The organism is Bradyrhizobium sp. sGM-13, from assembly GCF_018398875.1.
GTDB lineage: Bacteria > Pseudomonadota > Alphaproteobacteria > Rhizobiales > Xanthobacteraceae > Bradyrhizobium.
In genome coordinates, this window is sequence record NZ_JAGWDK010000011.1 from 33271 (window position 1) to 58475 (window position 25205).

Consider the following 25205-nt stretch of genomic DNA (forward strand, 5'->3'; position numbering starts at 1 on the left):
GGTTGCCCCTGAGCGAGCATACAGCCTGCGCTGCGTGCCGCGTCTCACCACGTCCAGCCCGGTTGCACCTGTTGATAGTACTGCCCGCCGCGCCGGCGCGTGGTGCCAGGTTGGGGGCTCGAATTGGGCGAGAAAAAGGGGAAGAAGCTTTCGCCACCCCAGTCGTGGCCGCTTGCAATGACATCGGGCGTAGGCTGGCGCGTAATGAAGCCGCCCTGCGGCTGGTTGCTCAGCACCGCGACGAACTCGGTGCGATAGTTGGTCTCGCGGCTCAGCGGCTCGTCCGAGACGATGATCGAGGATCGCGGCAATGCGGTCGGCGCGATGCGATCGAGCACATCCTGCGGGATGGTGATGCGGTCGAGCGCGCCTTTGGCGTCCTCGGCGTCGTCGATCGTGACCGCGGTCCAGCGCAGGCCCTTGTCGCTATGCGCCACCGCCGTGAAAACATGCGTGCCGACCCGCTTCTCGGGATTGCGGATCGTGACCGGAACTTCGATGGACGCATCGAACACCTCGCCGCCGCCGTCCGGCGCCGGCTTATGCGTGTTGCGCCGCACGTAAAGCTTCTGTGTCGCGCGGCTGATGTAGACCGAGACCGGCACGAGCGCGAGCTTCGCCTCGCTCGCCGCCTTGGCGGCGTCGGCCTTCCTGGTCGCGGCCGCCTTGGCTGCGTCCTTAGCCGCGGCGGCGGTGGGCTTCGACTTCGCATCGGCCTGGACGGTATCGAGCTGCGTCCCCAGCTCCGCGGCCTTGGCGGCGGCCCTTTGCTTGAGGTCCTCGGCTCGCGCCCTGGCCTCGTCCGTCTTTGCGGCGCCGAGCGCCTTGTCGGCTAACGCGAGCTCGGCGTCGGCGCGCTTCTTGAGCCCTTCCAGCTTGCGCAGCGACACCGTGAGCGATGCTGCCTCACGTGCCGCTGTTACGGCGGCTTTCTTCGCCTCGTCGGCTGTCCTGGCGGCCTCCGCGGCCTCGCGCGCGAACGTCTCGGCACGCACTGGCGCGGCTGCGACGGCCTGCGCGTTTGGCACGAACAGCGCGGGGTGAGAAAACTCGACCGGAGCCGCGTCGTTTGGCGAGATGATCACCCGCATTCCGATCCGCGTCTTGTCGAACAGCTTTTCTGCAAAGCCGTAGGGCATCCGCACGCAGCCATGCGAAGACGCATACCCGGGCAGCGGCCCGCCATGCAGTGCGATGCCGTTCCAGGTGATGCGCTGCATGTTGGGCATCTCGGCATCGTCATACATGTTCGAGCGGTGCTCCTTATTCTTCTCGACGACGGTGAAGACGCCGGCCGGCGTCTCGCGTCCCGTGGTGCCGGTCGACACCGGCGCGCGCAGGATCCAGCCGTCGGCGTCGTAGAGAGTGACCTGCTGGGACTTGATCGACACGATCGCCATGATCGGCTCGCCTGCATCGCGCGGCGCTGTCGCCTCGGTGGGTGCCGCGGGGCGCGCTTGTCTGGCCGCGGCGTCGGCGGTCAACGCCGTAAGTAGCGTCATCGCCACGAGCGCCGCATTGGCGGGAGGCCCCCAGCGCCGCATCGCCACTCCGGATTGCGCCGTCGTAAATCGAGTTACCATCCGATGCCCCGGTTGAAATGCCTGTCTGCGCTTACATCGATGAAGTGTCGGATTTTGGGTTAACTAGCCGCCGCCGCCATCCACGCCGCCAATTCGCTCCTAAAGGACTACTGGCACGTTCCCGGTGGCAATTCTCTCATATACGACAGCCAGCGCAGGAGGAAGGATGGTTTGCGGCTGAAATTGGCCCCAAACGGATTTCGCTGTCCTGTCGGCGAATGTCCGCCTTCAGAGCAAGAACGGACGAGAGGTGCATCAGTACAGCCGAGTTTTGAGTGCACGTCGCAGTTCCGGGTGGTTCGCGGCGGTGACTTGCCGTCATAAAGCCGTTATCTCTTAGGCCTGCTTCGCTAAGGCATCTTCGATGAAAGTTCGCGCCAGCAATCTGATGACCGGCACCCTGACCCTGGCCCTGATCGCCGGGTCGCTTGGTGCGTGGCTCGGCTATCAGAGGCTCGCCGGGATCAAGCAGAAGGTGCCGTTTCGCGTGATTTTCGAGGGCTCGGCTTCGGGCCTGCGCAACGGCGGCAGCGTCAATTTTGCCGGCATCCGGGTCGGCGAAGTGGTGTCGCTGAAGCTTGACCATCCACGCCGCGTGGTCGCGCTCGCCATGATCGACGGCAACACGCCGGTGAAAAGCGACACCCAGGTCGGCCTCGAATTTCAGGGGCTGACGGGGATAGCGGCGATCTCGTTTACGGGCGGCACCGACGAGGCGCCGCCGCCGCCAAAGGGCGCGGACGGCATTCCAGAGCTCACCGCCGATCCGGAAGGAATGCTCAATACCCAGGAAAAAATCCGCGTGGCGCTGCGCAACGTCGACCGCGTGATTGCCGACAACGAGGTGGCGATCAAGGGTACTTTGCGGAATTTCGAGACATTCACCGCCTCGCTCTCAAACAGTGGCACGAAAATCACATCCATCATCGCAACCGCCGAATCCGGCATCGGCGCGGTCGACGGCGCGATGGACAAGACCAAGGATTTCCTCGGCAGCCTCGCCAGCGACAAATATGGCGGCGAACTGCTGCCGACCGTGATTTCGCTGCGCGAGCTGATCGAAAGTTTCGACAAGAAGTCCGGGCGGGTGATCGCCGAGACGCGAAAAATGCTCGGCGACGTCAGCGAATCCGTCAACAAGGCCGGCCAGAAATTTGGCGGACCGCCTCCCCGCCGCTAACCTGCCGTTCGCATAACAACCAAAAAAATGGAACGCCCGACGTGCTCGACAAATCCACAGGCTTGGCTGCGCCGCCTCCGACCGTGACCCGCACCGGGAGCGCGGTGCCGCGGGCTTTGCAAAAATATCTTTCGCTGGACGATTTCGAGCCCGTGGCGCGGCGGCGGATTCCAAAATTTCTCTACGGCTATATTTCCGGTGGCGCCGAGACCGATGCTGCGCTGCGCGACAACCGCAAAGCCTTCGACGAATACGGTTTCGTGCCGCGCGTACTCAACGATGTCTCCGGCCGCGACCAGACCACCACGCTATTCGGCAAGACCTACGCCGCGCCGTTCGGCATTCCACCGATGGGCTCCTCGGCGCTGTGCGCCTACCGCGGCGACATCGTGCTGACGCAGGCCGCTAGGTGCGAGAACATTCCGATGATCTTAAGCGCCTCGTCGCTGATTACGCTGGAGGATGTCCGCGCCGCCAATCAGGCCGCGTGGTATCAGGCCTATCTCGCCGGCTTGCCCGAGCGGATCGAGCCGCTGGTCGATCGCGTGGCGGCGGCCGGCTACGACACTTTCGTCGTCACCGCCGACGTGCCGGTGCCGCCGAACCGCGAGAACAACATCCGCAACGGTTTTCAGGTGCCGCTTGCGATCACGCCGCGCGTGTTCTGGGATACGGTCACGCATCCGCACTGGCTGTTCGGCACCTGGGCGCGCACCGTGATGAACCACGGCATGCCGCATTTCGAGAACATGGACGCGCAGCGCGGCCCGCCGGTGCTGGCGAAAAACCTGATGCGCAACATCGGCGCCCGCGACCAGCTCGCCTGGAAGCATGTTGAATTGATCCGCAAGAAGTGGAAGGGCAAGCTCGTTATCAAGGGCCTGGTCTCGCCGGCCGATGCGAAGGTTGCGCGCGAGAGCGGCGTCGACGGCGTGATACTCTCCAACCATGGCGGCCGCCAGCTCGATTACACGATCTCCGGACTGCGTACGCTGCCGGAGATTGCGGCTGAAGCCAAGGGCATGACGGTCATGGTCGATGGCGGCATCCGCCGCGGCACCGACGTGATCAAGGCGCTCGCGCTCGGCGCGCATTTCGTCTGGGTCGGCCGCCCCTTCCTCTATGCCGCGATCGCCGGCGGCCAAGCCGGCGTGCAGCGCGCGATCGCACTCTTGAAGGCCGAAATCGATCGCGACCTCGCGCTATTGGGCATCCGCTCGATCAGCGAGATCACGCCGGACCTGGTGCGGAAATTCTAACCCCCGATTCTGATTAAAGGGCGTGAATGACCCATAAATTCAGACTGGTCAGTGGACGTCCGCTTAGGCACGCATTCCGGACTCAAGTCAGACATCACCGCGGGTCCGGAAAGTGCCCAGAAGCAGACCTAGCGCTCTCGCAATTTCACTATGGGTCGAGCGCAGGCTACGGCAAATGCCGGCCAGTCGACATCGAGCCGGAGCACAAACCGGCCCGGCTACTCTGGCTCAGAGCCATGGATACCGAAGCGGCGCGAGCGCTACCGGAAGCCGAGGCCAAGCAAGAAGAATATTATGCCGCTTTCCGTGATCACACGCGCGGCGCGGAACGGTCGAATTTAGCGCAGAGCGCATTAAGCGGTCCGCAGCAATAATATAACTGCCGATTATCTTCTTTGGAACGGCCAATCGCGAGACGCGTTTCGCGATAGCTCGGTGCTGTTCCCACAGACAACTCCATACCCATGTAGGTGAAGGGGGCCAGGCTGCAGATGACACCCTCGTCCCAAACCGACGCGGAGAGGTTCCGTAAGGAAGCTGAGGAATGCCGTGAGCTGGCAGAGAAGGCCATGAGCCCTCTGGATAAGGAGGCTTGGGTGCGCCTTGCGGAGGATTGGCTGAAGCTTGCGCAAGAGGCGGAACGGGGCACCAGGTTTGGACGGACGAGATGATCCGGCTTACGTCACGGACAAGGCGGGCTTTACACGTTAACATTTGATTTGGTGGACGACGGTCTCTTCTCGATAAGATCGAGATCGAGGCGACGATTTCTTACGACTGGCTAGCAAGGACCTGTCGTCAGGAGAAATCGCGATGACCGTCAAAGAGCTCATAGTTCGACTGCAGGCGCTTCCCAACCAGGATGCGCTTGTAATTTTTGCAAGCGGTAATGCAAACGAGTGGCTGGTAGTCACTGGCATCGTTGAGCGCGGTATTTCACCGTCACCTGCAAACCCGGATTTTGTCGTACCAGGCAACGATCCTGGCGTGGAGATCATCTAGCCGCTTCTCCTTCCAATGAAACACGGAAGAGGCAGCCCTGAGTACTCGGCCACCGAGGTCCAGCTGACAAATCCAACCAAACGCTCGGTCCTGTAACACTATCTGCTCTGAGTATGTCCGCTTTGCCTCATCAATGAGCTGACATGTGGGCTCGACCCGTCATTTCCGAAAGTGCCGCGAGCGGGCTGACCCTAACCTGATTGCTGTGGGAGCGAATGCTCGAGGAAAAAACGCAGCATTTCCCTTGCTGCGTCCGGTCCTTTCGGATCAGTGTAGGAGCCGACAGGGTTGCCTCCGGACCATGCGTGACCAGCTCCGTGGACATCCCAATGCTCCAATATTCCGCGCCCATTCGCGTCGCTAAGGATCGTGCGGGTATAGGCATGCCCTCCAGGTACCTGGCCACGAACAACCTTCTTTTGCAGGTTCATCGCTTTCGCAGACTGCGCAAGAATTTGATCGCTGTTGTTGGGATGCACGGTAGTGTCGCAATCGCCGTGAAAAACAATGGTTGGGACGGGTGGCCCGTCACATAAAGTAACCCTATGACTGGCTCCGCCACCTTGTCGCATGGCGACCAACGCAGATGGAAGATCAATAGCCGCCCCGCAGGCAAGGCCTGAATGTACGCCGATCGCTGCGTACAGATCCTTATAGGTATTTCCCATGATCGCAGCAGCGGCAGCTCCGGCCGATAGTCCACCGACATAGACACGATTTGGATCGATCGAAAAGTCGTGCATGACTTGGCGAGTGATGCCCGCGATAAGCGAGGGTTCACCCTTGCCCCGCTGCTGGTCGGCTGGGCGAAACCAGTTCCAGCATTTCGCCTGGTTTGCCTCGCTGCGCTGGGCCGGATAGACCACAAAGCAAGATTTTTCTTCAGCGATGAAGTTCATCCTCGTACCAGCGGCGAAATCGTCTGGGAATTGAGTGCAGCCGTGTAGCATCACGATCAAAGGAAGCGATTGGTCCTGATAGTGGCTGGGGATGAAAAGCTTGTAGGCACGGCTTCCCGCCGGATTGCTGTAGGTTCCTTCGATGAACCTTGTGCTGTCAGGCACGATATCCGACGGGGAAAGCGGCTTGCGCTCAATCACAGCTCGCAAGTTGAACCCAGGGCGCTGCCTTGTGCGATCGAGAAACTCGCGGAGCATGCGAGGTTCAGCGGATGGAGGCCGCGCCAGGTCCGGGCTATCGCTCTCCTCAATAGCATTGGCCTTCGCGTCAATGATCGACGGCTCTTGTCCAATAAGCGCGGGGTGACCGATGCGGGATTCCGGGTCTGGCGCGCTTTCGTCGCGCAGCATGCGTTGAAGGAGCGCGGTGGCCTCCACGAGTCGGCCAGCGCGCGTGAGGCGTGTGGCTTCGCCAACTATGTCCTGTCTGAGCATCGCGTTCACCGTGTTCTATCGACGAGAGCGGCCTTGACCGCCGGACTGGCCTGCAAAGCGCCCAGGACGCAGACCGAAGCAATTGCGGCGCGAGCAAGCTCGGGCGTGACATCTTGAGCGATACTGGCAAGGCCCAAAACGTTGATGTGCAGCATTTCCCCGGCTCGCCGCGCCGCTTCGAGATCCTCTCGGCTGAAGTGCCTCAGACCCAAATCCAAACTTTTTCGGGTCGTTGACTGTTTGACGACGTCCGCGTGACGTTCCAGCTGGTTGCGGATTGCCGTTCGAATGAAATCGGTACGGTTCGAGTAGAAACCTTCCTGAACCATCAAGTCGACCTGACCAAGATCGACATAGCCGAGATTGATCGTGATTTTTTCGCTTTCCGGGGGCTTTGGCCGGAGTTCGCGGACGTTGCTCGTCATGGCCTTGCTCCATCCTTTTACCATCTATCTGGATGGTATATGGATGTTAAAGGCGCCTGTCAATGGAATGGAACGCTGGTGGGTTCTCGAATTTGAAGTGCACCCCCGGACGCGAGACGATGTTTCCGATTTTGTCGGTTAGCGACGCCTTTAGAAGGTCAGTTGGTGAAATGCTGGAAAGTGCGGGCTACGGGCCGCATGAAACGGCATGGGACCGCGTTGAGCATCCCGATTTCCGACTACGCCGCTACGCACAGTCGGCGGCGAACCCTTCGTCAGTCTTGATTGTACCCGCCCCGATCAAGCGGGCCTACATATTCGACCTTTTGCCGGATGTGAGCGTGGTGCGGCGTCTCATCCAGGCGGGATTCGCCGTCTACCTGTACGAATGGCCAGAGGAACAGGATGGCAAGTCGGACCTTGAATCCAGCATTCGCTCGCTCAGCCTTGCAGCTGAAATAATCGCGACCGAGCATCGCGGCCCATCCATCCTCGTCGGGCACTCTCTTGGTGGGACCCTTGCCGCGATCACTGCGGCTATTGAGCCGCGCCTGGTCAGCAAACTCGTGCTTGTTGAAGCTCCCCTAAAGTTCGGCGAACAGACCGGAGCGCTAGCGCCGATTGTGCTGTCTTCGCCAATAGCGCCGCTCGATGCTGTTCCGGGAAGTCTGCTCGGTCTGGCGAGCGTTATCGCGGCACCGGAAGAATTCGTTATCGGGCGTTATAGCGATAGCTGCACAAGCTTGCTGGATCCGGAAGCGCTGGCAATCCATGTTGCCGTCATTCGTTGGAGTCTGGACGAGTTCGCGCCCAGCGGCCAACTGATCCGAGATGTAATCCAGCTACTCTACCGTGAAGACCGATTCGCGCGCAACGAGCTTCATTTGCTTGGGCGGGATGCCCGATCCGACTCGCTGGCCAAAATACCCGTCGCGGCAATTGTCGATCATGCAAGCCGAGTGGTCCCATCCTTGTCGGTCCTAGGAGCGTTGAAGAACCCTTCGATATTTTCGTATGAGCGAGAAATCGGAGTGGCGCTTCAGCACGTGGGACCACTTGTGGGCAGGCAGGCGCATCGAAAAATCTGGCCTAAGGTAATTGATTGGATGCGCGGGCGCCAACGGTGACGCCGACCTAAGAGCAAATTGTCGATTGCCGCTTTGCTTCGACAGCGGGCATCGCTCAGGATCAACGTCAGGTCCGCTTGGTGCCAAGCCCGGAAATCGCGCCTAATCGCTCAAGATTGATAATTCTGGTCAGATGCCCCTTAACCCGTTTGGGCTAGTAATCGGCAAATAAGAGGCCCCCAACTGGGGCGGTCTTGCACTGGAAGGTACACTCATGTTGGTTGCTGACCTTGTGTTCTGGCCAGCCGTCGCCTTTCTTGCCGGGTGCAATCTTTATTTTGGACCTCGCATCAGGAGCGCTCGCATGGCTATGCAGTGGCGGCTCGACGGCGAGCCTACTTGGTACGCACCCAATGCAGTGGGGCTTTGGGGCATGGTGGCGTTCGCCCTTTCAGTTCGATTGCTGATTTGGGTCGCCTCAACTTACGCGCCGGACAAGGTTCACAGCGCCGAAATAGGTTTGCTGCTGTTCTCAGTCATCGTGGCTGTGGTCCATGTGCTGACGTGTAGAAGAGCCGCGCGAGCAAACTAGGCATCGCTCAATTCTAGCCCGCGATGCCCATGGCGGGATGGGGCAGCCTCAAACGTTATTCAACTCGAATGTCCATTCGAGGTCATTCGCGTCGATTTTGGAGATCCGCAACATGTCCGGTCAGTGGGCAATCTCGGAAATTCCGGCTGTCTGGTTTTGTCGGTTGAAGGCATCGGTTTGGGCGAGAAAACGCTGCGCTCACCGCTGCCCGTCGTGCACCGAAATCTGATCCACCGAGAGCCCGCCGATGCGCGCGTGGGTGCGGCCGCCGGTTGCCATGACGAGCCCGAACACGATCTCGTCGCGCCGCGGCGCATCCCAGATCGTCATCTCGGCGGTGCCGAAATGGCTGCGCACGTAAGCCGCCTCGATGTGGCCGAGCGGGACCATCAGCCGCGTGCCAATCGCGCCGACGGTCTTGGCGGCGGGCACGACCGCCTTGGCCTGCGCGATCACTTCGCGGATCGCGGCACCACCGGCTTCGTGCCAGACTGCACCGTGCTCGAGTTCTCCGTCGCCGCCGACGATCGCGCCCTTGCCATAGGCTTCGATAACGTCCTTGCCGCCCAACCGGTCGCACAACGTCCGCGCCAGTTGCCGGCCGAGATCGCGTAAAGCCGCCTGAAACGGCATCAGGTCAGGCTCGTAGCGGCCGGCATGGGGATTGTTGATCACGGCAAGCGCGGTGCCGATCAATAGCGGCCGTGTCCGGCGCGGCCCGCGCTCGTGCCAGACTTCTTCGATCGAGACTTGCGTCTTCCTGATGTCGTACGCCGTCACTGCGCGGCCTCATCGATCACGGGGTTACGCAGCACGCCGATCTTCTCCACCTCGACCTCGACGACGTCGCCGGGCACCAGGAACATCGGCGGCTTGCGCGTAAATCCGACGCCGGCGGGGGTGCCGGTGGCGATGACGTCGCCCGGCATCAGATCGAAGATTTCGGAGGCGTAGTTGATCAGCCGCGGAATCGAGAAGATCAGGAACGAGGTGTCCGACTTCTGCACGGTCTTGCCGTTGATCCGGGTCTCGAGCTTCAGCTTGGTCGGATCGGGCAGTTCGTCCGTCGTCACCATCCACGGCCCGAACGGCCCGGTTCCGACGAAATTCTTGCCGGCCGCGATCTGCTGGGCATGCATCTGGTAGTCGCGGACGCTGACGTCGTTATAGATCGAATAGCCGGCGATATGGCCCATGGCGTCGGCCTCGGAAATGTAGCGGCCGGGCTTGCCGATGATGACGGCGAGTTCGCCCTCCCAATCGAGATGCGTCGACACTTTCGGCCGGATCACCGGCGCGTCATGCCCGACCTGGGAACGCCAGACGCGCAGGAAGATCGGCGGAAACGCCGTGATCTCGCGCTTCATGCCGTGGGCCGCCGCCTCCTGGTGGTGGTCGAGATAATTGCGCACGGCGCAGACGATCTTTTCAGGACGCGGGATCACCGGAAGATATTTGACGTCGGCGAGCTTCAGGTCGGGCTTGTGGCCGGCTACTAGACGATCGCGCTTCTCGAAATCGGGGCTTGCGATGAAGTCCTGCAGCGTGGCGTGGGGCAGCTTGCTGCCGAGGTCGACCACGCCGTCGCCGACGATCACTCCCCAGGTCTCTCTGCCATTGTTCAGAAATGAAAGCAGCCGCATGGGACGTATATCCTTCTCGGTTGGACGGGCTGATGAACTGGAATTTCGTCAGAGAGGACTATTTTCGAAAATCTTGTCGAACGCAACCAAAATCCGTCGCTAGGGCGGCATCCATCGAGCACTTATGTGGAAGGCCGCTGCCAGCCGGCCGCAGGCGATCAGCCGGCGCTGATCACGCCGGAAGCGTATTTTGCGACGTTGTTGGACGTGGTCTGGATGTGGCTCGCGATCAGGGCGCACGCCTGATCGGCGTTGCGGCCGATCGCGGCCTGCATCAGCGCACGATGCTCGCCGGCCTTGTCGCGCGGATGCGGCCGGAACATGGCTGACAGATTGCGGTAGCGCTCGGCGCGATCGAACAGCGAGTTTCGCACCGCGAGCAGCGTCGGCGATCCCGATGCCGAGACCAGCGCCTCATGGAACTGGCGGTGCGCCGCCTTCCATTCGGTATTGCTTGCGTAATCTTCCGGCGCCCGCTCCTCGATCCTGGCGAGCCGGTGAAGTGACGAAATAACCCTTATTTCCCAGTCGTCATCGCCCTTTTCGATCGAGCGTCGCATCAGATCGACCTCGATCAGGATGCGGGCATGCGTCAGGTCGTGCAGATCCTCGAGCGTCACCGGCGCGACCTTATAGCCACGCTGCTCCTCTGCGACGACGAGCCCCTCCGACACCAGCAACGTCAAGGCTTCGCGCAGCGTCGTGAAACTGGCGCCGAACGACAGGCGCAGCGCGTCGAACTTCAGCGATTCATTCGGCTTGAGCTGGCAGGTGACGATCTCGTTTCGCAGCCGGTGTGCGATGTCGGAGGCGAGCGTCTTGCCGAATTCCTTGCGCGCCTTGAGGGCTGTCGTTGTCATTGATTCGCTCGCGACCCCGGAGCCGCGATCCTAGCCAAAAAGAATCTCGTTGCAATGATTTTCGTAATGAGACATATTTTCGAAAATACTTAAAATTTGGGGAGCCGCTCGATGAAGGCTGTACTGGTGCATCGCCCTGGAGGCCCGGAGGCGCTCGACTATGTCGAGGTGCCGAAGCCGGCGCTGGGCGAGCGGGACGTTCTGATCCGCGCCCAGGCCTTCGGCATCGGCCAGCCCGACAAGCTGATCCGCAGCGGCGTCTACAAATGGATGCCGCCGCTGCCGGCCAATCCCGGCAATGATGTCGCCGGAATCCTGGAAGCCGTGGGTGCGCAGGTGAGCGGGCTTGTCGTCGGCCAGAGGGTGCTCCTGAGCGCGCGCGACCTTACCCAGCGCGGCGGCTGCTACGCCGAATATGTTGCAGCGCCTGCGGACGCGGTGCACGTGTTGCCGGACAACGTGGCGTTCGAGGACGCGGTGTGCCTGCCGAACTACCAGGTCGCCTGGGCACTGCTGCACAATTGCGGCTCCGCTACGCCGCCCCACTCGGCCCTCGTCATCGGCGCAGCCGGCGGGGTCGGGACGTCGCTGGTGCAACTCGCAAAACTCGCCGGAATGAAGGTGATCGGCACCGTCTCCACGCCGGAGAAGGCCGCCCTCGCGCGAAAGATGGGCGCGGACGAGATCATCTATTATCGCGATGAGGACGTGGTCGCCCGCACCCGTGCGCTGACCGGCGGACGCGGCGTCAGTCTCGTCTTCGATCACGTCTGCGGCCCCGAATTCTATTCCTATCTCGGCGCACTCGATAAATGGGGCACCATCGTCTCCTACAACGCGTTTGCCGGACTGCCGACGGAAAACCTGATGGGCGAGATGCGGAAATATCTCGACATCTGCCCGGCGATCCGCTGCTTTTCCTTTCACGTCTACGATAACGACCGCGAAGGCCGGCGCGACATCATGCGAAAGATGATCGGCTATCTCGCCGATGGCGCCATTCGCCCGTCGATCTCTAAGCGCTTCAAGCTCTCTGAAGTTCGCGCCGCGCATGAACTGCTCGATTCCGGTGCGGCGTTCGGCAAGATCGTGATGGCCCCGGATTGAGCTGGATGCCCGCACAGCCCAGACATTCTGCCTGAATTCAAGAGGTCACGAGATGATCAAGGTCAAGCGGCTGCGACACGTCACTTTCACCAGCCCGAACATCGAGGCGCAGCTCGACTACTACCAGTCCATCATCGGGCTCGGCATCATCCAGCGCAGCGACGGCCGGATCCTGCTCGGCACCGAGTCCGAGGAGCTGACACTGGTTCTCGAACGCGGCGCGGCCTCGCAATTGACTTCCATCGCCTATGAAGTTGCGCCCAACCTCGATCCGGCCGATCTGCAGAAATCGCTGGCAAGCCTCGGCATCAAATCGGAGATCAGGAGCGACACCGCGCCGGGAATAGCGAAGGCACTCGTCTTCGACGATCCCGACGGACACCGGATCGAAATGTTTTCCAGATGGGAGTTCTGCAAGGCCGTCGAGCCGATCCGTGGTCTTGCCGTCGCCAAGCTTGGCCACGTCGCGCTCCATACGCCCGATCCCGAGCGAACCGCAAAATTCTTCGGTGACGTTCTCGGCTTCCGCATCTCCGACCGCATCGAGGAAAACTTCGTCTTCATGCGCTGCGGCCCCGAACATCATGCGATGAATTTTGCCCGCGGCACCGACGGCCGTCTGCATCATCTCGCCTTCGAGCTGCGCGACGCCTCACACATGCATCAGGCTTGCGACCTGCTCGGCCGCAACAAGTTTCAGATTCTCTGGGGACCGGTGCGGCATGGACCCGGCCACAACGTGGCCGTCTACCATTACAACCCCGATGGTTACTTGATCGAGCTCTATTACAGCATGGATCTGATGCTCGACGAAGAGCTCGGCTATTTCGAGCCGCGTCCCTGGCACCATGATCGTCCGCAGCGGCCGAAGACCTGGATCGGGTTGCCGCGCGACGTCTGGGGCATCGGCCCAGCCAAGGAGGCGAGCGAATTTTCTCCGGCGATGCGCGGCGTGAAGTAATCGCGCACGCCGCCACCAGCCGGAACTGACGTTCAAAAAACAAAACACCTAGGGGTGAAACACAAATGGCTCGATCGTTGAACGTCCTGCGCGGACGTTTGCTTGCCCTGCGCTGCTGCATCGTTGCCGCAGCGCTCAGCCTCACCTGCCTGGCGCCTCCCATCGCCGCCGCGCAGACGTATCCCAACCGGCCGATCCGGCTGCTGCACGGCTTTGCGGCGGGCGGCGCCGCCGACACCATGGCGCGCATCGTCTCGGACGGGCTTTCCAAGCGGCTGGGGCAGCCGGTGGTGGTGGAAGCCAAGCCGGGCGCCGGCGGCAATCTCGCTGCGGACGCCGTCGCCAAATCCGCGCCGGATGGCTACACGATCGGTCTCGTCACGGGCGCGCATGCGATCTCGGGCGCGCTGTACAAGCAGCTCGCCTATAGTCCGATCGACAGTTTCGATATGCTATCGACGATGGTCTACTACGCGCTGGTGATCGCGGTTCGCGCCGACCATCAGGCGAAGACGCTGGCGGACCTGATTGCGATGGCGAAAGCCAAGCCCGATGCCCTGAGCTACGGCTCGGTCGGTTTCGGCAGCACGCATCATCTCGCGGGCGAGCTGTTGAACGTCACCGCCGGCACCAAGATGGTGCACGTCCCCTATCGCGGTGACTCACTAACCGTCACCTCCCTGCTCGCCGGAGACGTTCCCGTGATCGTCGGGACAACCGTGCTACTCGCAGGCCAGATCGAAAGCGGCGCCATTCGCGGCCTCGCCGTCACCTCGCCCGCGCGCACCAAGCTGCTGCCAAACGTGCCTTCCGTACAGGAAGCCGGTGTTGCGGGCTTCGACGTTCGCACCTGGGCCGGGCTGGTAGCTCCGAAGGGCACGCCGGCCGATATCGTGAAGCGGCTGAACACGGAGATCCAGTCGATGCTGGCCGACCCAACAACGAAGACGGCGCTGGAGACGGCAACCGGCGGCGAGGTCCGCGGCAGCACGCCGGAGCAAATGCGCGCGCTGATCACGTCGGAGATCGACAAGTGGTCGAAGGTGATCAACGACGCAGGTATCCCGCGGATCTGAGCCGATTGCGGCGGGGTTGGCGGAAAGCTCTGAGGCACCGCGTTCTCTGCGACAAGACCGTCACCCGCGGAGGGGGGTGATCCAGTATTCCAGAGATCACAGATGGAGCCGAGAAACCGCAGCGTACTGGATACCCCGCTTTCGCGGGGTATGACAGCGGGAGTACTGATGCGCAAGGCATTGTAGCATTGCATGCACGGGACTTGTCGCGCGGCGGAATTTTCGCCCTACTCGCCTCGCGACCATGACCAAGCCCGCACCAGTGCCACCTGCCTTCAATCCGGTCCGGTGGCTGACCAACCAGCCTTACCTGCTGCTGAGCCTGACCTCGCTGTTCTGGGCCGGCAACATCGTGCTGGCGCGCCATGTCGCCGGGCATGTACCGCCGTTGACGCTGTCCTGCGTCCGCTGGATCGGCACCTTTCTGATCCTGCTGCCGTTCGCCTGGCCGCATCTGAAGCAGGACTGGCCGGTGCTGCGCGCGCATCTGCCGATGATGCTGTTCCTGTCGCTGGTCGGTTTCGCCTACAACAATGCGATCTCCTACTGGGCGCTGCAATATACCGAGGCGCTGAACGCGCTATTGATCCAGTCGGCGGGGCCGTTGTTTGTCGCGCTGTGGTCGCTGGCGCTGTTCGGCGTCCGCCTAACGGGTGCGCAGCTTGCCGGCATCACCATCTCGCTCGCCGGCGTCCTGACCATCATCCTGCGCGGCGATTTCGGCGCGCTCGCCGGCATCAGGTTCAACTGCGGCGACCTGATGTTTGCGAGCTCGCTCGTGTCGTTCGGATTGTACTCGGCGCTGATCCCGCGCCGCCCGGCGACGCACGCGCTATCGTTGATTTCGTTCACCACCTGCTGCGGCGCGCTGATGCTGGTGCCGTTCTCGATCTGGGAATTCTCGACCGGCGCGACGCTGAAATTCGACATGATCTCGATGGCGACGCTGGGCTATGCCGTGATCTTTCCCTCGACGCTGGCGTACCTGTTCTTCAACCGCGGACTGGCGCTGATCGGCCCCAATCGTGCCGCGCCGTTCTTTCACCTGGTGCCGGTGTTCGGCTCGGCGATGGCGATCCTGCTGCTCGGCGAGCAGTTGCGCTTATTCCATCTCGTGGGCTATGCGCTGGTGCTGGCCGGCGTGGTGATCGCTTCAAGGCGGGCTTCGGCGAAGATATGAGAGCTTACGTATCCCAGACGCGGCGCAGCGCGACTTCAGCGCTGCTCCGCAGAGCCGGGACCCAGCAACCGGTGGGCCCCGGTTCAGCAGCGCGTCACTTCGTGCCGCACTGCGCCCGGGGCACGTGAGCCTGCGCGGCGTCTTGCCGGGCTTCCACTTTGTCCTTCGGCAGGCTAGCTTGCCGGCCATTTCAACAGAACAACAACAGAGGAAACAACTATATGTTCGCGCTATTGAAGCGGTATCGGCCTGTCGCCGTAGCGGCTCCCCTGATGCTGGCGATGATCGCCACGGCTGCCGCGCAGGCGCCCTACCCGAACCGCAACATCACGCTGGTGCTGCCGTTCGCGGCTGGCAGCGGCACCGATACCACCACGCGCATCATTTCGAAGGAGCTCGGCACCGCGCTCGGCACTGGCATGGTGATCGAGAACAAGGCAGGCGCCAACGGCTCGATCGCGGCGAGCTATGTCGCGCGCTCGGCGCCCGACGGCTACACGCTGTTCGTGACGACCAACACGTCGCATTCGGCCAATCCGTATCTTTTGAAGAACATGACCTACGATCCGATCAAGGATTTCACGCCGATCGCGCGCACCGGCGACCTGCCCTTCATGCTGGTGATCAATCCGGAGGTTCCAGCCAACTCCGTGGCCGAGCTGATCGCGCTCGCCAAGAAAGAGCCGGGCAAATACACCTATGCCAGCGGCAGCTCGGCAGCGATCGTCGCGGGCGCGACCTTCGCCCGCCTCGCGGGCATCGACCTCCTGCACGTTCCCTACAAGAGCTCGCCGCCGGCGCTGACCGACCTGATCGCCGGCCGCGTCTCCATGATGTTCATCGACGTGCCGACCGGCCTGCCGCACGTCAACGCCAAGGCGCTGAAGGCGCTGGCGGTGACGACCAAGAAGCGCTCGGCGCTGCTGCCCGATCTGCCGACCATGGACGATACGGTGAAGGGTTTTGATATCACCTCGTGGCAGGGCTATTTTGGTCCGGCCAACCTGCCGAAGGATGTCGTGACCAGGCTGAACGCGGAGATCCGCAAGGTGGTCGAGCGGCCCGACATCAAGAGCCAACTCGCCGAGCGCGGCATGGAAGCATTCTCCGGAACGCCGGAAGAGTTCGACGCCTTCGTGAAGGAGCAGCTCCTGGTGTGGGAGAAGCTGATCACGGCCGCGGGGATCGAGAAGCAGTAGCTGCCGCGCTGGGTAGGTGGGCAAAGCGAAGCGGGCCCACCCTACAGCGCTCGTGTCCCGGACGCGGTGCAGCACCTCTTGGTGATGCACCGCAGAGCCGGGACCCGCGGCACGATGGACCCCGGATCAGCAGCGCATCACTTCGTGCTGAGCAGCATCCGGGGAACGCGACCAGCGTGAAACTTACGCCACGCGCACCTTGCCCAAGAACTCGTCCACTGCGCTGCGCAGCATGCCGGACTGGGTGTCGAGCTCACGGGCGCTCGCCAGCACGTCGGATGCCGCCTTGCCGGTTGCGGCTGCCGCTGTACTGACGCCGCCGATATGGGCCGAGATCTCGTTCGATCCGGCCGCCACCGACTGGATGTTGCGGGCGATTTCGCGCGTAGCGCCACCCTGCTGCTCGACGGCGGTCGAGATCGAGACGGTGATCTCGCTCATCTGCGCGATGGTCTCTGAGATGCCGCCGATCGACGCCACGGCTTCGCTGGTGGAAGCCTGCATGGCCGCGACCTGCGCGGAGATTTCCTCGGTCGCCTTCGCGGTCTGGTTGGCGAGCGCCTTCACTTCCGACGCCACCACTGCAAAGCCGCGCCCGGAATCGCCGGCGCGCGCCGCTTCGATGGTGGCATTCAGCGCAAGCAGATTGGTTTGGGCAGCGATCGAGTGGATCAGCTTGACCACTTCGCCGATCTTCTCGGCGCCGGTCGAGAGCGCGCCGACCGTGGCATTGGTGCGCTCGGCGTCGCTGACCGCCTTGGCGGCGATCTCGCTGGAGCGCGTCACCTGGCGGGAAATTTCAGTAACCGAGCTGGAGAGCTCTTCGGCGGCGGATGCCACTGTGCCGACATTGTCGGACGAACGCTGCGACGCCGCGCCGACGGTTGCCGCGCGTGCGCTGGCGTCGCTGGCGGTCGTGGTCATGGATTGCGCCGTGCTCTGCATGCCGGCGGCCGCCGTCGAAACCGAGCGGACGATGCCGGTCACGCTGCGTTCGAAGTCGCTGGCGATGCTTTCCATCGCCGCCCGCCGTTCGGCCTCGGCGCGCGCCTGCACTTCGGCTTCCTTCTGCTCGAGCCCGCGGATGCGAACCGCGTTGTCCTTGAAGATCTGCACGGTCGCGGCCATCGCGCCGATCTCGTCGCCGCGGCCGATGCCGGGAATTTCACCGTCGAGCCGGCCCTCGGCGAGGTCCTGCATGCGGGCGCCAAGCTGACCGAGCGGCTTACTGATGCTGCGGCCGATCATCCAGGCGATGCTGCCGGCAACCAGCGCGATGCCGAGAATGGCAAACCCGAGCACTGCCGCGATCGGCTTCATCTTGGCGTCGAGGTCGTCGAGATAAGCGCCGGTGCCGACGAACATGTTCCAGCCGGGGATCGGAACCGCGTAGGAGAATTTGCGGATCAACTCGTCTTGTCCGGGTTTACGGAATTCATAGCGCAGCATGATTTCGCCGTTCGCCGCGACGCCATCGCGCAGCTCACGCACCAGCTTTCGGCCACCGGTGTCGATGTCCATGCGGTTCTGGCCGATCTGGCTGGGAACCGGGGCCAGCACGGCGACGCCATCCATCGTGTAGGCAAATACGTAGCCGTTGCCATTGTCGAAGGTCAGCGTATTGCCGCGCTTGCTGAACTCGGCAATCGCCGCCTCCTTGCTCATCTGGCCGGCGGCAACCTGCTTCTGCAGGCCGAGCGCCATGTTGCGCGCCATGTCGACAATCGTCTTGGTCTGCTCGATCCGCGCATTGAGCATCTCACGCTGCATCAAATAACCCGCGAGCGCACCGGCGGCGCAGAGGCCAAGCAGGGTCACGCCCACCAGAATGCCGAGTTTGGGGGTGATCTTGAGATTGGTCAGCTTCACGGGGATCTCCGGAAAATAGGCGCGTGGCACGCGATTGGCCGATTGATTCGGCGCACAATATCGTGAGACCCTTTAGCGCTTTGTTACGAAGGCCCGCGGAAATCCGGCAGAAAGCGGTGCTGCCGATCAAGCAGCAACTGGCGATTGTAGCAGAAGCAAGACAAGTCGCGTAAAAGGTGAAAAGTACGTCAACGATGGAAGTGGCGGCGCCCGCCGCCTCAAACCAACACCGAAAAATAAAATCGGGAGCAGGAAATGCCGAAATTCAGGGTGGTGACGCCGAAGGGCGCGAGCTTCACGGTCGCCGGCGGCGGCTATGACTATGAGAAGGAAGCGCTCGATCCGATCGGCGCCGAAATCATCGAGGCGCCGGCCAACGAGGCGGAATTCATCGCCGCCGCAAAAACCGCGGACGCGATTTACGCCAAGGGCATGCCGATTACCAAAGCCGTCATCGACGCGCTCGAAAACTGCAAGGTGATCACACTCGGCAGCGTCGGCGTCGACAGTGTCGACGTCAAGGCCGCCACCGCCCGCGGCATTCCCGTCACCAACATTCCCGACACCTTCATTGAAGAGGTCGCCGACCACGCCATGATGCTGCTGCTGGCGGGCTTTCGGCGGCTGGTCGAGCAGGACAAAATGGCGCGCGCCGGCCGCTGGTCCGAGGGCCGGCCTGCACTGTTGAAGATCCCGCGGCTGATGGGCCAGACGCTCGGCTTCATCTCGTTCGGCCGGGTGGCCCGCGCTGTTGCCAAGCGCGCCGCCCCCTTCGGCCTGCGCATGATGGCCTATGACCCGTTCATCCAGGAAACGCTGATGTACGACCACGGCGTGATCCCGGCGACGCTGTCCGAGGTGCTGTCGCAGTCGGACTTCGTCTCGATGCACGCGCCCGCCCGGCCCGAGGTGCACCACATGCTGACCGAGAAGCATTTCCGCCAGATGAAAAATTCTGCCATCTTCATCAATACCGGCCGCGGTGCCACCGTGGACGAGGAAGCGCTGATCAAGGCGCTGCAGGAGGGCTGGATTGCCCATGCCGCCCTCGACGTGCTGGAAAAGGAGCCGCCGTCGCACAACAACCCGCTGCTCTCGATGGAAAACGTCACCCTGACCGCCCATGTGGCGTCGGCATCGGCACGTTTTGACGAGGCGCGCAAGCGCCGCGTAGGCTACGAATTGTCACTGGTCCTGTCCGGCATGTGGCCGGTAAGCTGTGTCAATCCGTCGGTACTGCAAAACACCTCGCTCCGCCGCTGGCAACCCGTCAGCATGGATCGCGGTCCGAACAGCTAGCGCCGGCAAAGAAGCGTTTCGAACGACAGGTTCACCGGCGATTCAACGCCGGGAACCGATATAGGGAGAGCACCATGAGGAACGACATCACCCGTCGCGATGCGTTGGCTTTGGGCGCCTCGGCAGCGGCTCTGGCCGTGACCGGCGCTTCGGCGCAGACCACATCGCCAATCAAAACCGCCGACGTCCCGCCCCCCAAGTTCGCAATCGAAAAAGGCGCATCCCTGCGCATGCTGCGCCCGGTGCGCTTCGTGCAAGCCGACGAGGACGTGTTCCGCGCCAACGCGGCCAAGTTCACCAAGGACACCGGCATCGAGGTCAAGGTCGACTTCGTCGGCTGGGAAGACATCAGCCAGCAGACTGCGGTGACCTCGAATTCCGGCGCCGGCCCGGATATCATCATCGGCTTCTCCGATGCGCCGCACATCTATGTCGACAAGCTGGTCGAACTGAACGACGTCACCGATTATCTCGGCAAGCGCTACGGCGGCTGGCTGCCGCTAGCGCAGACGTACGGCAAGCGCAGCAAGAGCGACAAATGGATCGGATTGCCGTTCGGCGCCACCGCCGGCCCGCTGATCTACCGCAAGTCGGTGCTGCAATCGGTCGGCTTCGACAAAGTTCCTGAGGACCATGCCGGAATTCTCGACCTGTGTCAGAAGCTGCACAAGGCCGGCAAGCCGGCCGGCTTCGCGCTGGGCAATGCCAAGGGCGACGGCAACGGTTTTGCCAACTGGGCGCTGTGGTCGCACAACGCTTCGCTGCTCGATGAAGAGGGTAATATCATCATCAACAGCAAGGAGACCATCGAAGCGCTGAAGTGGGTCAAGGCACTGTACCCGACCTTCATCGCCGGCACGTCGTCGTGGAACGACGTCAGCAACAACCGCGCCTACTCCTCGCAGGAAATCTCGCTGACCGCCAACGGCGTCTCGCTGTACTTCTCGCTGAAGAACGATCCGGCGACCAAGGCGATTGCCGAGGACAGCGAGCATCAACTGCTGCCGAAGGGCCTCGCCAAGGTCTCGCCGATGGCCGGCCTGACGCTGAATGCGATGCTGTTCAAGCACAGCCCCTATCCCAATGCCGCAAAGGCGTTCCTGCAATTCATGATGGAAAAGGAACAATACGAGCCGTGGCTCAACGCCAACTCCGGCTACTGGTCGCAGCCGCTTGCCGCCTATACCGACGCCGCGGTCTGGTCCAGCGACCCCAAGGTCTCGATCTTCAAGAACACCATGCAGAGCACCTATTACGATGGCTACAAGGGGCCGATTTCGACCGCAACCGGTGCGGTCAGCGCCGACTACGTGCTGATCCAGATGTGCGCCGCGGTCGCGACAGGTGCCCAGACCCCGGAGGCCGCCGCCGCGGAGGCGGAGCAGCGTGCGAAGCGGTACTTCCGGCGCCAGGGCCGGTAGCGGCGCCAGCGATTGACACGCCGTCATTCCGGGATGCTGCGTAAGCACCAGACCCGGAATCTCGAGATTCCGGGTTCGATGCTTCGCATCGCCCCGGAATGACCTTGAAAGTCAGACCTGCACAGGGACCCGATGTCCGTAACCACACTTCTATCGCGCGGCGTGGCGCTCCGCCAACCGAACTGGATCGCGCGCCTGTTCGACTACAAGCCGTTCCTGATCGTGATGTGCCTTGCGCCGGCGATCGGGCTGCTGACGGTGTTCCTCACTTACCCGCTCGGCCTCGGCGTCTGGCTTGCCTTCACCGACACCACGATCGGCCAGCGCGGCATCTTCATTGGCCTGGAGAACTTTCAGTATCTGCTGAAGGATTCCCTGTGGTGGAACGCGGTGTTCTACAGCGTCTTCTACACGGGAATAGCGACCATCGGGAAATTCGCGCTCGGCTTCTGGCTGGCGCTCCTGCTCAACAACCACTTCCCGCTCAAGAGCCTGTTGCGCGCCATCGTGCTGTTGCCGTGGATCGTGCCGACGGTGCTGTCGGCGCTGGCGTTCTGGTGGATCTACGATCCGCAGTTCTCGATCATCTCCTATCTGCTGGTCGATGTGCTGCACATCCGCTCGACCAACATCGACTTCCTCGGCACGCCCTGGCCGGCGCGCTTCTCGCTGATCGCAGCCAACATCTGGCGCGGCATTCCGTTCGTAGCGATCTCGCTGCTGGCGGGCCTGCAGACCATCTCACCCTCGCTCTATGAAGCCGCAATGCTGGATGGCGCCACCGCCTGGCAGCGCTTCCGCTACATCACGCTCCCGATGATGATGCCGATACTGGCGATCGTGATGACGTTCTCGACCATCTTCACCTTCACCGACTTCCAGCTCGTCTATGCCATCACCCGCGGCGGTCCGGTCAATTCCACGCACCTGCTGGCGACGCTGGCGTTCCAGCGCGGCATCGCCGGCGGCGAGCTTGGCGAAGGTGCAGCGATCGCGGTCTCGATGATCCCGTTCCTCGTGTTCGCGACGTTGTTCAGCTACTTCGGCCTGGCGCGCCGCAAATGGCAGCAGGGAGAAGCCAATGACTGACGTAGCTGCCCAATCCACCAACGTCGCCAGCGCCACGCCGGACACCATGGCGTGGGATTCCCGCGCGCGGCGGGTGATGATGATCTACCTGCCGCTGGCTTGCTTCGTGCTGATCCTGCTGTTTCCGTTCTACTGGATGGCGATCACCTCGTTCAAGCCGAACGCGGAGCTTCTGAACTACAAGCAGCACAATCCGTTCTGGATCTCCTCGCCGACGCTGGCGCACATCAAGCATCTCTTGTTCGACACCGCCTATCCGACCTGGCTCAAGACCACGATGTTCGTGGCGATCGGCTCCACCTTCCTGTCGCTGTTCGCTTCGACGCTCGCAGCTTACGCGATCGAGCGCTTGCGCTTCCGCGGCAGCCCCTATGTGGGCCTCGGCATCTATCTCGCCTATCTGGTGCCGCCCTCGATCCTGTTCATTCCGCTAGCCACCGTGATCGTGCAGTTCGGCCTGTTCGACTCGCCGATGGCGCTGATCCTGGTGTATCCGACCTTCCTGGTGCCGTTCTGCACCTGGCTCTTGATCGGCTATTTCAAGTCGATCCCCTATGAGCTCGAGGAATGCGCGCTGGTCGATGGCGCCACTAGGCTGCAGATCCTGCGCCGGATCACGCTGCCGCTCGCGGTGCCCGGCCTGATCTCGGCCGGCATCTTCTCCTTCACGCTGTCGTGGAACGAATTCATCTACGCACTCGCCTTCATTCAGAGCGGCGCCAACAAGACGGTGCCGGTCGCGATCCTGACCGAGCTCGTCACCGGTGACGTCTACCAATGGGGCGCGCTGATGGCAGGCTCGCTGCTCGGCTCGCTGCCGGTTGCGCTATTTTACTCGCTTTTCGTGGATTATTACGTGTCGTCGCTGACGGGCGCGGTGAAGGAGTAAGCGTCGGCTATCTGGGGACAGTAAAGTCCACCGGAACGTTGAAGCCCATCGAGCCTTGCGTAATTTCCGGCGGGAACGCCGGAAACGGCGAGGCTCGGCGAACCATCGCAACGGCCTGGGCATCGAGTGCGGCGACGCCAGATGATCCGGTAAGCCGGCTTCCGAGCACCTGCCCACTGCGGCTGATCGTGAAAGACAGCCTGGCCACGCCGGGCTGATTGGCCCCCGCGGGATACTGCTTGAAGCGCATCAGATGCGCGCGGACACGCTGATTATAGGTCGCGACCGCCGAAGCCGTTGCGCCGGCGCTGACCGCGGAGGCGGCCGGTGCCTGGCGTTCGACGCGCGGCGGCGCCGCGGTACGCGGCGCGGGTGTCGAGTCGTTCGGCTTCTTCGCCTCGGGGCGGACGACTTTCGGTTTGACTGGCGTCGGCTTGGCATCCGGCACCGGTTTGGCGGGCTCGGTGGCCGGCTTCATTTCCAGCTTTTGCTCGGGCGGCGCCAACACCTCAGGGTTTTCTTGCGGCGGGGTCGGCGCGATCTGCTCCTCGACCACCTCCTGCTGCTTGACCGGCTCCGGCGGCGAGGCGTCGGCCTGATCCATCAACTGATCCGGGGCGCGTTCCAGCGGCGTCGATTGCGGCGCCGACGATACCGGCGACATGTCCACCATGATTGCCGGCAAGGTGACGCCGGGCTCCGGCTGTGGCCGGCTCCAGTTCATGCCGATCGCAATCACTGCGGCATGGGCAGCCACGATCGCCGCCGCCGAAACTCCCCAGCGCCGGATGACGGCCTGATCGGAGACATCATGCAGGGCGAACGCGTTCATGGCAGTCAAGTGCGGCCGTCGAGGCCGACCAGCGCGATCTTGAGATAGCCGGCGTTGCGCAGGAGGTTCATCACCTCCATCAAATCGCCATAGCTGACGGCCTTGTCGGCGCGCAGATAGATGCGCTCATTCTTGTCGCCCTTGGTGGCGGCATCGATGGTGGCGGTCAGCGTATCGCGTGCGATGATGTCCTCGCCGACGGCAACCGAAAGATCCGGCTTCACCGTGACGAATACCGGTTTATCCGGCCGCGGCGATGGCTCGACGGCGCTGGCGGGAAGATTGACGCCGAGATTGACAGTTGCGAGCGGCGCGGCAACCATGAAGATGATCAAGAGCACCAGCATCACGTCGATGAACGGCGTGACGTTGATCTCGTGAGCCTCGACAAGGTCGTCGCCGCCGCCGCGCGCCCGTCCGCCGACCATGCTACCCAGTTTGGCGCCCATCGCTCACACTCCGTTAGCTCACTCGGCGGCGCGCGCCAGGCGGAACGAACCGCGGTCGCCCTCGCGGCTGATCAGGAGCAGCACCAGCGCCGAGGCATCGCCGAGCAGCGCACGATGGGCTGAAATCGTGCGGGTGAGATGGTTGTAGATCACGACCGCCGGGATCGCCGCGACCAGACCGAGCGCGGTCGCGAGCAACGCCTCCGCAATGCCGGGCGCGACCACCGCGAGATTGGTGGTCTTGGCTTCGGAAATGCCGATGAAGGAATTCATGATGCCCCACACCGTGCCGAACAGGCCGACGAATGGTGCGGTAGCGCCGATGGTCGCGAGCACGCCGGTGCCGCGGGCGATCTGCCTGGACATCGCCGCCTCGACCCGCTCCAGCCGCAGCGCGACCCGTTCCTTGAGGCCGTCGTCGAAATGACCGCCGGAGAGACTGGCCTCGCGCGCGGCAGACTGGATGATCTGCGCCACCGCATCGTTGCCGCCGCGGGTTTCCTGCTCAGCCTTGGCCAGCACCGTATCGGCTTCCAGCATGGTCAGCCGCCGCTTGGCGGTCGCCGTCTTGCGGCCGATTTCGATGGTCTTGGCCAGCCAGATCGTCCACGTCACCAGAGAGGCGAAGGCCAAGCCCACCATGACCGCCTGCACCACCACGTCCGCATTCACGAACATGTTCCAGGGCGACAGGTTGCGCGGCAGCAGCGCAACATCGGTGGCGGCGAGCGCCGCGCCCGGCATTCCGGCCACGCCGGCAACGCAGCACCAACGGATCATAACGTCCAGCACTGTTCGCTGCATGATCGTCTCCCGGGCTGACAATGCG

24 protein-coding genes are annotated in these 25205 nt (G+C 62.7%); 14 read left to right on the forward strand and 10 right to left on the reverse strand.

The features are described from left to right. Positions 1 to 44: 44 nt before the first annotated feature. Positions 45 to 1583 (reverse strand): L,D-transpeptidase, encoded by a 1539-nt coding sequence (locus KJQ96_RS18215; protein WP_213287957.1) that lies wholly within the window; start codon positions 1581 to 1583, stop codon positions 45 to 47. A 364-nt stretch (positions 1584 to 1947) separates the two neighbouring features. Between KJQ96_RS18215 and KJQ96_RS18220 the strand changes: the two genes are divergently transcribed. From KJQ96_RS18220 to KJQ96_RS18230, 3 genes are all read left to right on the forward strand, one after another. Then, positions 1948 to 2763 carry an MlaD family protein gene (locus KJQ96_RS18220; protein WP_213287958.1) on the forward strand — a complete coding sequence of 272 codons (816 nt, stop codon included), beginning with the start codon at positions 1948 to 1950 and terminating at the stop codon, positions 2761 to 2763. 104 nt (positions 2764 to 2867) lie between these two features. Then, complete coding sequence (locus KJQ96_RS18225) at positions 2868 to 4022, forward strand: alpha-hydroxy acid oxidase (RefSeq protein WP_213288155.1); 1155 nt, start codon at positions 2868 to 2870, stop codon at positions 4020 to 4022. An 813-nt stretch (positions 4023 to 4835) separates the two neighbouring features. Further along, positions 4836 to 5024, forward strand: coding sequence for a hypothetical protein (locus KJQ96_RS18230; RefSeq protein WP_213287959.1), 189 nt, complete (start codon positions 4836 to 4838; stop codon positions 5022 to 5024). A 191-nt stretch (positions 5025 to 5215) separates the two neighbouring features. Here KJQ96_RS18230 and KJQ96_RS18235 read toward each other — a convergent pair whose 3' ends face one another. Both KJQ96_RS18235 and KJQ96_RS18240 read right to left on the reverse strand, forming a co-directional pair. Continuing rightward, on the reverse strand, positions 5216 to 6418 hold the full coding sequence (locus tag KJQ96_RS18235; protein ID WP_213288156.1) for a PHB depolymerase family esterase: 1203 nt from the start codon (positions 6416 to 6418) through the stop codon (positions 5216 to 5218). 5 nt (positions 6419 to 6423) lie between these two features. Beyond that, a complete protein-coding gene (locus KJQ96_RS18240; RefSeq protein WP_028349427.1) occupies positions 6424 to 6843 on the reverse strand; it encodes a CopG family transcriptional regulator in 420 nt (139 codons plus the stop codon). Positions 6844 to 6905: 62 nt separating this feature from the next. Here KJQ96_RS18240 and KJQ96_RS18245 point away from each other — a divergent pair, with 62 nt between their 5' ends. Beyond that, positions 6906 to 7970, forward strand: a complete 1065-nt coding sequence (locus KJQ96_RS18245; RefSeq protein ID WP_213287960.1) for an alpha/beta fold hydrolase — start codon at positions 6906 to 6908, stop codon at positions 7968 to 7970. A 304-nt stretch (positions 7971 to 8274) separates the two neighbouring features. Next, a complete protein-coding gene (locus KJQ96_RS18250) occupies positions 8275 to 8502 on the forward strand; it encodes a hypothetical protein (protein ID WP_213287961.1) in 228 nt (75 codons plus the stop codon). 198 nt (positions 8503 to 8700) lie between these two features. Here the strand turns inward: KJQ96_RS18250 and KJQ96_RS18255 are convergent, their stop codons facing one another. The 3 genes from KJQ96_RS18255 to KJQ96_RS18265 form a co-directional block, all read right to left on the reverse strand. After that, on the reverse strand, positions 8701 to 9282 hold the full coding sequence (locus KJQ96_RS18255; RefSeq protein ID WP_213287962.1) for an amino acid synthesis family protein: 582 nt from the start codon (positions 9280 to 9282) through the stop codon (positions 8701 to 8703). After that, positions 9279 to 10145 carry a fumarylacetoacetate hydrolase family protein gene (locus tag KJQ96_RS18260; RefSeq protein ID WP_213287963.1) on the reverse strand — a complete coding sequence of 289 codons (867 nt, stop codon included), beginning with the start codon at positions 10143 to 10145 and terminating at the stop codon, positions 9279 to 9281. Before KJQ96_RS18260 ends, KJQ96_RS18255 begins: the two co-directional genes overlap by 4 nt. Before the next feature lie 158 nt (positions 10146 to 10303). After that, complete coding sequence (locus tag KJQ96_RS18265; protein ID WP_213287964.1) at positions 10304 to 11005, reverse strand: GntR family transcriptional regulator; 702 nt, start codon at positions 11003 to 11005, stop codon at positions 10304 to 10306. Positions 11006 to 11116: 111 nt separating this feature from the next. Here KJQ96_RS18265 and KJQ96_RS18270 point away from each other — a divergent pair, with 111 nt between their 5' ends. From KJQ96_RS18270 to KJQ96_RS18290, 5 genes are all read left to right on the forward strand, one after another. Further along, entirely contained in the window at positions 11117 to 12112 is a 996-nt protein-coding gene (locus KJQ96_RS18270) for a zinc-dependent alcohol dehydrogenase family protein (RefSeq protein ID WP_213287965.1), read from the forward strand. 52 nt (positions 12113 to 12164) lie between these two features. Then, the gene (locus KJQ96_RS18275) at positions 12165 to 13073 is read left to right on the forward strand and encodes a VOC family protein (protein WP_249734191.1); all 909 of its coding nucleotides are present in this window, start codon (positions 12165 to 12167) and stop codon (positions 13071 to 13073) included. Between the two features lie 65 nt (positions 13074 to 13138). Continuing rightward, a complete protein-coding gene (locus KJQ96_RS18280; RefSeq protein WP_213287966.1) occupies positions 13139 to 14149 on the forward strand; it encodes a tripartite tricarboxylate transporter substrate binding protein in 1011 nt (336 codons plus the stop codon). A gap of 244 nt (positions 14150 to 14393) precedes the next feature. Next, complete coding sequence (locus KJQ96_RS18285; protein WP_213287967.1) at positions 14394 to 15329, forward strand: DMT family transporter; 936 nt, start codon at positions 14394 to 14396, stop codon at positions 15327 to 15329. A gap of 221 nt (positions 15330 to 15550) precedes the next feature. Then, a complete protein-coding gene (locus KJQ96_RS18290) occupies positions 15551 to 16528 on the forward strand; it encodes a tripartite tricarboxylate transporter substrate binding protein (protein ID WP_213287968.1) in 978 nt (325 codons plus the stop codon). Positions 16529 to 16711: 183 nt separating this feature from the next. On the opposite strand, the gene KJQ96_RS18295 is transcribed toward KJQ96_RS18290, so the two are convergent. Further along, the gene (locus tag KJQ96_RS18295; protein WP_213287969.1) at positions 16712 to 18397 is read right to left on the reverse strand and encodes a methyl-accepting chemotaxis protein; all 1686 of its coding nucleotides are present in this window, start codon (positions 18395 to 18397) and stop codon (positions 16712 to 16714) included. Positions 18398 to 18652: 255 nt separating this feature from the next. On the opposite strand from KJQ96_RS18295, the gene KJQ96_RS18300 reads away from it, so the two are divergent. The 4 genes from KJQ96_RS18300 (at position 18653) to KJQ96_RS18315 (ending at position 23095) form a co-directional block, all read left to right on the forward strand. After that, positions 18653 to 19696 (forward strand): C-terminal binding protein, encoded by a 1044-nt coding sequence (locus KJQ96_RS18300; protein WP_213287970.1) that lies wholly within the window; start codon positions 18653 to 18655, stop codon positions 19694 to 19696. A gap of 74 nt (positions 19697 to 19770) precedes the next feature. Continuing rightward, complete coding sequence (locus tag KJQ96_RS18305; protein ID WP_213287971.1) at positions 19771 to 21117, forward strand: ABC transporter substrate-binding protein; 1347 nt, start codon at positions 19771 to 19773, stop codon at positions 21115 to 21117. Positions 21118 to 21249: 132 nt separating this feature from the next. Next, positions 21250 to 22206 carry a carbohydrate ABC transporter permease gene (locus KJQ96_RS18310; RefSeq protein ID WP_213287972.1) on the forward strand — a complete coding sequence of 319 codons (957 nt, stop codon included), beginning with the start codon at positions 21250 to 21252 and terminating at the stop codon, positions 22204 to 22206. A gap of 46 nt (positions 22207 to 22252) precedes the next feature. Next, the gene (locus KJQ96_RS18315) at positions 22253 to 23095 is read left to right on the forward strand and encodes a carbohydrate ABC transporter permease (protein ID WP_375293180.1); all 843 of its coding nucleotides are present in this window, start codon (positions 22253 to 22255) and stop codon (positions 23093 to 23095) included. A 7-nt stretch (positions 23096 to 23102) separates the two neighbouring features. Here the strand turns inward: KJQ96_RS18315 and KJQ96_RS18320 are convergent, their stop codons facing one another. From KJQ96_RS18320 to exbB, 3 genes are read right to left on the reverse strand one after another with little or no spacing between them, the layout of a single operon-like run. Then, on the reverse strand, positions 23103 to 23927 hold the full coding sequence (locus KJQ96_RS18320; protein WP_213287974.1) for an energy transducer TonB: 825 nt from the start codon (positions 23925 to 23927) through the stop codon (positions 23103 to 23105). A gap of 5 nt (positions 23928 to 23932) precedes the next feature. Then, positions 23933 to 24376 (reverse strand): TonB system transport protein ExbD, encoded by a 444-nt coding sequence (exbD, locus tag KJQ96_RS18325; RefSeq protein WP_213287975.1) that lies wholly within the window; start codon positions 24374 to 24376, stop codon positions 23933 to 23935. A gap of 18 nt (positions 24377 to 24394) precedes the next feature. Then, the gene (exbB, locus tag KJQ96_RS18330; protein ID WP_213288158.1) at positions 24395 to 25156 is read right to left on the reverse strand and encodes a tonB-system energizer ExbB; all 762 of its coding nucleotides are present in this window, start codon (positions 25154 to 25156) and stop codon (positions 24395 to 24397) included. Positions 25157 to 25205 lie beyond the last annotated feature (49 nt).